Source organism: Ectobacillus panaciterrae DSM 19096 (assembly GCF_000430785.1).
GTDB lineage: Bacteria > Bacillota > Bacilli > Bacillales > Bacillaceae_G > Ectobacillus > Ectobacillus panaciterrae.
Genome location: NZ_AUMR01000140.1, coordinates 1 through 6,313, shown reverse-complemented (window position 1 = coordinate 6,313; position 6,313 = coordinate 1). Strand labels below are relative to the sequence as shown.

Here is a 6,313-nt window from a genome sequence, read left to right as displayed (position 1 = left end):
CTGTATCGTGCAGTTGATTCAGAAGGAAATACCATTGATTTTTATCTAAGTAAAACAAGAGACCACAAGGCTGCAAAGCGATTCTTTAGGAAAGCCTTGCGGTCTTTTCATGTTTCAATACCTCGTGTGATAACCGTTGATAAGAATCCCGCCTATCCTGTGGCGATTGAAGAGCTGAAGAAGGAGAAAAAGATGCCTTTAGGCATCCAAATAAGAAAAATAAAATATCTTAATAACATCGTAGAACAAGATCATCGCTTCATTAAAAAGCGAGTTCGTTCCATGTTAGGATTAAAGTCCTTTCGAACTGCCAAACAAATTCTTGCAGGAGTAGAAGCTGTGCATATGATGAAAAAAGGACAAACCCTCCAAGGGGAGAAGTCTGTCCGAAATCAAGTAAACCTCATTCATCAACTATTCGGCCTTCCAGCATAAAATAGATTCCACTAAGAAACTTTTCGCCTCTTTATATCTCTCCTGAAGTATTTGCACCAGAACCAATAAAATAATGTCAGGCTGATAATGTTTCCATTTAAACAAATTTTGCTTTTCCATACTGATCATGCCCCTTTTTTAGAGTAATAGTATCAGTATGTCCAAGTTTTAGAGAGTACTTGCAATTGTCCTGAAGTTTTTGCACCAGAACCATGTAAAGAGACGTTTTATCAAATCCGCAGGATTTCAAAATCTTCATCATGCTTCACGTACAATTAAAGGTATCGAAACCATTCATGCCCTATGTAAACAAAGGCGAAGTCTTCAAAGAGACTCCGCCTTTTCAACGTACAATGAACTTCAACAATTACTAGCTACTTCTTAAACATTGTTCTTCATTTACCAACCTATTTATGCTTTTTTCAAACTTTGCAACAGAACCAGTTTAACCATCATCATGTTCATGGAACTTTAGGTTATTTAAGTCCAGTTGAGTTCAGAAAACGAGCCCTTAAAAAAGCAGTCTGAATTTGTGTTGACAATCCACACCTCCATCAATACTATCAAAAGAACCTTTATACTGTTACAGCTTGAGAAATCCATTGAGCAGTTAGTTCAGGAGATTCAACAGGAAACTGATGACCGTACTGAATACGTGTAATATCCAAGTGTTCAAACTGCTTTGGGACATGATGATCTTTGTCCAAAGCTCCCCATAGTATCTTAATTTTCCTCTTATCCCATGTCTCGGGATTTAACTGAATGGATTTTGATATAGTTAAGCAAGACATGACCGTAGCGTTAGTTTTGCGTATACGGGGGGATTTTAAATCACGGACCACAGAATGAGCGTAATTACTCAATAACTGACTGGATGTTCTGAAGCTATTGGCTTGAAGTAGCTCTTTTTCCAAACGGGCGGGCTCCATATATTTTAGAACGAAACTTGTAATACGTCGAAATCTATATTTAGGTTGGATAGGATGCAGTACTGGCTGCAATAAAATGAGTTGTTTGATCAGTGAGGGCAGCCGTTCCATCACTTGAGCCGCAATCAATCCGCCAAATGAATGCCCCACTAATATAACGGGTCTGTTCAACTCAGTGATCATAGTGGAAATGCTCTCTACATAGCCTTCTAGCACAGAAGGATTATGGTGATAAGGGGTACGCCCAAATCCAGGTAAATCTACGAACCAAGTATTTAAACTGCTTAAAAATTGTGAGAGGGGCAAAAGGGCATCGGCATTGCTGAACGTCCCATGAAGAAAAATAATAGGCGTTTCATTCCTATCTTTCTCTAGCGAAACTAAGTTAGCCCTTCTTCGTTGACTAAAATCTTTCTGCTCATTTTGATTCAGGCCTAAATGATTTAACCGATAATCCAAATCACTAATGATAAAAGGGAGCGTGGACGGAACTACGAATGAATTTCTGCCGTTCCTTTGTTCTATTTCTAATTTACTGTAAACAGGGAATTCCGACTTAACAAGAAAACTCATGGATTCTTTAGGAATACCAAGCATCTTACCAGCACCCATTCTAAGCACAGTTTTCAATAACGGAAGCGGTATAGTTCCTAACGGCTTTGTTGTCTGCAATTCGTGTGCCATGAGTTTGATGAAAGTTCGGATCGACGGACTCTCTTGCTTAGAATCTAAAAGATAGTAGGTATTGCTTGATAACCCTTCTGTATTAGCAAGTTTTGAAATAAACGAAGCCACATGATCAATATGAACCATTGGTAACCAATAATCGTCGCCGCCTGGAACAAGCGACATAAGATTTCGCCTTACGGCATCGACTAAGATACTAAGGCCTCCAATCTGTTCTGTTTTCCCTGAGAAGGAGTCTCCGACGATTACACTAGGATTAACAGTAGATAAGGGAATGCTCATGTTATGAAGAGATTTTCGTATATAAGAGTCGGCTAAAAACTTCATTTTTTCATAAGGCGGTTGATTGTCCAGCAAATGATCTAGATCCAACAATGCATTTTGTTCATGATAGGGACTCATAAAGCCTACGACATGGATAAAATGCTTTAATTCTTTTGCAGCGTGGATATCCTGTGCTAGCCGAGCAAGGGATTTTGCAGGGGCGAGGAAAGACTGCTCAGCTTCACTGAGGTTCAACTCAATATTCATTGGACCTCCTGCATGAATAATTAGATCAGTTGCAAGTAATTGCTTGTAGCTGTCATCACTTAAACCTAATCGAGGCTGCGTTAGATCACCGATAACAGGAACAATGTTGTTCTGTTGATCGGGTGCCAGTTGATTGATGATGGTAAGAAGACGATTTTTTTGACGTACAAGTGCATAAATCTGATGCTGAGAAGCTAACTCAGCGATTAAATGACGTCCAATATAACCAGTTCCGCCGGTCATGAAGATATTCATAATAAAAACACTCCTTTATTATTTTATAGTACTAACTAGTACTAATATATCTAAAAATATTACTTTAGCATGGAAGCTAAAGCAGGAAATAAATTTTTGATCATATCTTGGTTGTTAGAAGCTTGAGCCAAGAAGAGAGCACCCTCAATAGAGGAGACAATCAACATAGCTGTTTGTTTAACGGGCAGCTCTTCCTTTAGTTCTTGTCGTGCAATCCCTTGGGCTAAAATCAATTCAACACCATGCAGCTGTTTTTCAAAAAAACTCTTGATTCTATCTCTAATTTCAACCGCGTCAATAGGCGTCTGTGTATACAGAGTCAGGAAAGGACAACCGCCAAGGTAGTTATTTTGTTCAATAGTATCGCTTAAAATGTGGAGTACCGCTTCTAATTTCTCCTGAACGGTGAGCTCAGTTTGAGACACAATATAATTAATTCGCTGCTCGTAATGTGCTATCAACTGATTAACAATAGCGAGCAGCAGCTCCTCCTTGCTCTTAAAATAATAATAAATGTTCGTTTTTGAAACTTTGCTACGTGCGACTATGTCGTCCATGCTTGTTGCCAGAAAACCTTTAGTAAGAAACAATGTAAAAGCGGATTGCAGAGCAATATCTTTATTACTAAGTGTATTTTTTTTCATATTAGTACTATACAGTACTACAAATGGAGAGTCAAGGGAATGATTGATGAAATGCATACAAATATAAAAATCACTATGGAGGTATCAATACTCCTAAAGAATTCCCCATAGAAGTACGAGCCTGGATAAATACCCAATCCGAATATATTGTGACCGAACTAAAAATTAGGGGCTTCCAGTCAAGTGTCACTTTAGGAAATAGATTTGATATTTCAATTTTCCGGTTAACAGACATAACCGGAAAACCATTATTCAGAGTACAAAGGGCATCGCCAGCATTTTAGAAAAACCCCACGCTAAGCAAAGAATAAAATAAGTCAGCTCATTTACATAATTATCGTTAGCGGAAGTTATTGCAAACCCTTCTCTTTATTTAGAAAGGGACTTACATCATTACTTATGTACAGCAATATGTAGCATCACTTACTGCATCTTTAGGAATATACAATTTACCGTCTTTTATTTCATATGGAATGTTATTTCTTTTTAGTTTAGTTGTGTCAACACTATTAGCAGTATCACCCCACTGTACTAACTTACCGCTATATTCTTTTTGACAAGCTACTAACATTAGGAGAATAACAAAACAGAAAAATAGATTTCTAAAACGATGTTTCTCCATAATAACCCTCCTCCCCTACGTATTTTACCATTGAGAATAAACAATTTCTGTAAAAAATGGATGTATATCGTATTCATGCTTGGTTAACATAACGTATCATTATCAGTAGTAAAACAAAAAGCTCATTCCTCCTAGGGATAGCATCAATGTCCATCAAACTAATATTTTGAAGTCCCCAAAACGAAAACTTTATCTTGCCACAATTATTTATAACAATTCAGCTCATTTTTTTCGTTTAAGGGAACAATGAATTTCTTAAGTTGATGGGCATGGGGTATAGCCGAGATACGTGTAAAAATAGGTCATAGACTTACGTTTATTTCCAATTACGTTTGGAATCAGCTATTATATTTTCATAAAATTACAGCTTAGACGATATTTAGCTAATTGTCCAAAGAAAATGTATGCATAGCTTTGCTGTGTGTTTTATCAATGTAGTTTTTGGATAATGTTTGGTCAAGTTGATACTAATACCCTCGATAAACGAAAGAAAATTAAGAGTGTTCCGAGAAAAAGTGATTAAAAAACGCTCTTAATTTATTTAATTGAGTTATCCTTTCATACAAAAATCTGATTATTTATGTAATTGGCATTCCATTAAAACGCTCATTTACAGAAGAACATTATTCAAGTGAAGCCCTCTATAATTCAATTACAACACCTTGAAAGTTTATGATACTATCCTGATCACACTTTTTATATTTAATGTTTTAAGGAAAAAAGCTATACTATAAGCGAAACTAAAAATCAGAAAGGGGATACCAAAACATGGAAAATTATTTGTTATTTATCCTTACAGCACTCCTTATTATAATGATGCCTGGTCCCGGTTTTGCTTTAGTTACAAAAAACACTATCTCTCATGGTAGAAATGGTGGGATAAAGACCGTCTTAGGAACGGTATCTGGAATGATGATTCATACAATAATGGCTACACTAGGACTCTCTGCTATCTTAATGAAATTTGCTATGCTATTTACATTAATAAAATATGCTGGGGCATTTTATTTAATTTATTTAGCTGTAAAGTCAATTAAAAGTGCCTTTTCTAAAAAAGAAGATATGTCAGGTTCAGTGGAAATAAACTCTAAGGATATTGGAACGGTTAAAAGTTTTAGACAAGGATTTACCACGGCAATCTTAAACCCAAAAACGGCTGTATTTTTCCTTAGTTTTCTACCCCAATTTATTGTGAGTAATCAAAGTCATTTCTTCCAATTTCTTTTGTTGGGACTCACATTTACGACTTTGACAGCAATATGGTATTTACTTTATATCTCTCTAATACGTCAATTAAGAACTTTTTTTAGAAAAGAAAAGGTGAACCGTACAATAGAGGGTATTACTGGCACAGTATTATTAGTATTTGGAGTTAGGCTATTTTTCCAAAAATAAATATGTTGGGTTAACAGGTTTTGTTGTGGTAAACGATATGTCTCATCTAACTAATTATGACAGTAAATTTCCTCTACCACCTTGGCAGATTAACACAGTTAAACAAGTAGGTCCAAATCAATTTCAGGATACAAATACAACGGTGCTTCATAAAACAAAAGTAAAAGTATTAAAACAAATGTTATGGGATGTAGGAATCTCAGTATATACAGGTGCGTTGTTGGTTGAGGAAATTGATACGAAAAGTCAATTTTTAATCAATGTGAACAATTTTATGACTTATCCATATTGGGAAGATGATATAAAAAAAGCTTCAAAAGAAGGAACTCTTATTGCAGTTTACAACGGAAAAGGGAAAACACCTGTTACGAGTGGAAAATATACAGAGTTAAAACAAGCAACAGAGGTTGTAGTAGATGGCTTTGATGAGACTACGAATGTAATTATGGATTTGAGTCAATAAGTTGGACACAAAAATGTGAGGATTATGCTGACTTTCGAGCTTGATCCTCGAAAGCTTGAGGAGTCATATTGGATTTGAGTCAATAAGTTGGACACAAAAATGTGAGGATTATGCTGACTTTCGAGCTTGATCCTCGAAAGCTTGAGGAGTCATATACCCAATGCTTCCATGAATTCGCTTCCTGTTATACCAGCCCTCGATATAACGGAATAAAGCTAGTTTGGCACCTTCAAAGTTAAGATACCGAACATGGTGTACTTCCTCTTTCTTGAGAATGGCATGGAAAGACTCAATACAAGCATTGTCATATGGGCAGCCTTTTCGGCTGAATGAGTGTTGAATGGCCAGTTCT

7 protein-coding genes and 2 pseudogenes are annotated in these 6,313 nt (G+C 36.3%); 4 read left to right on the top strand and 5 right to left on the bottom strand.

The features are described 5' to 3' along the window. Positions 1–435, top strand: a 435-nt coding sequence (locus H540_RS0121095) for an IS6 family transposase (RefSeq protein ID WP_028402271.1), incomplete at its 5' end; no start/stop codon positions are given. Between the two features lie 6 nt (positions 436–441). Here H540_RS0121095 and H540_RS35660 read toward each other — a convergent pair. Next, positions 442–555, bottom strand: a pseudogene (locus H540_RS35660) (IS6 family transposase); the annotation flags it as partial. A 91-nt stretch (positions 556–646) separates the two neighbouring features. On the opposite strand from H540_RS35660, the pseudogene H540_RS34825 reads away from it, so the two are divergent. Next, positions 647–820: pseudogene (locus H540_RS34825) on the top strand (IS6 family transposase); the annotation flags it as partial. A 190-nt stretch (positions 821–1,010) separates the two neighbouring features. On the opposite strand, the gene H540_RS0121085 reads toward H540_RS34825, so the two are convergent. The 3 genes from H540_RS0121085 to H540_RS0121075 form a co-directional block, all read right to left on the bottom strand. After that, the gene (locus tag H540_RS0121085) at positions 1,011–2,837 is read right to left on the bottom strand and encodes an alpha/beta fold hydrolase (RefSeq protein WP_028402270.1); all 1,827 of its coding nucleotides are present in this window, start codon (positions 2,835–2,837) and stop codon (positions 1,011–1,013) included. 59 nt (positions 2,838–2,896) lie between these two features. Next, entirely contained in the window at positions 2,897–3,481 is a 585-nt protein-coding gene (locus tag H540_RS0121080) for a TetR/AcrR family transcriptional regulator (protein WP_028402269.1), read from the bottom strand. 397 nt (positions 3,482–3,878) lie between these two features. Next, complete coding sequence (locus tag H540_RS0121075; protein ID WP_028402268.1) at positions 3,879–4,103, bottom strand: hypothetical protein; 225 nt, start codon at positions 4,101–4,103, stop codon at positions 3,879–3,881. Positions 4,104–4,871: 768 nt separating this feature from the next. Between H540_RS0121075 and H540_RS0121070 the strand changes: the two genes are divergently transcribed. After that, positions 4,872–5,498: a LysE family translocator gene (locus H540_RS0121070; protein ID WP_028402267.1), complete on the top strand. Its 627-nt coding sequence runs from the start codon at positions 4,872–4,874 to the stop codon at positions 5,496–5,498. Beyond that, complete coding sequence (locus tag H540_RS0121065; RefSeq protein ID WP_028402266.1) at positions 5,470–5,961, top strand: hypothetical protein; 492 nt, start codon at positions 5,470–5,472, stop codon at positions 5,959–5,961. Before H540_RS0121070 ends, H540_RS0121065 begins: the two co-directional genes overlap by 29 nt. Positions 5,962–6,069: 108 nt before the next feature. Here H540_RS0121065 and H540_RS0121060 read toward each other — a convergent pair. Continuing rightward, a partial coding sequence (locus H540_RS0121060; RefSeq protein WP_028402265.1) for an integrase core domain-containing protein occupies positions 6,070–6,313 on the bottom strand: 244 nt, incomplete at its 5' end.

Excerpts from the sequence above, each read along its gene's own strand:
- H540_RS0121085 (WP_028402270.1), bottom strand. The coding sequence starts at position 2,837 with ATGAATATCTTCATGACCGGCGGAACTGGTTATATTGGACGTCATTTA.
- H540_RS0121080 (WP_028402269.1), bottom strand. The coding sequence starts at position 3,481 with ATGAAAAAAAATACACTTAGTAATAAAGATATTGCTCTGCAATCCGCT.
- H540_RS0121075 (WP_028402268.1), bottom strand. The coding sequence starts at position 4,103 with ATGGAGAAACATCGTTTTAGAAATCTATTTTTCTGTTTTGTTATTCTC.
- H540_RS0121070 (WP_028402267.1), top strand. The coding sequence starts at position 4,872 with ATGGAAAATTATTTGTTATTTATCCTTACAGCACTCCTTATTATAATG.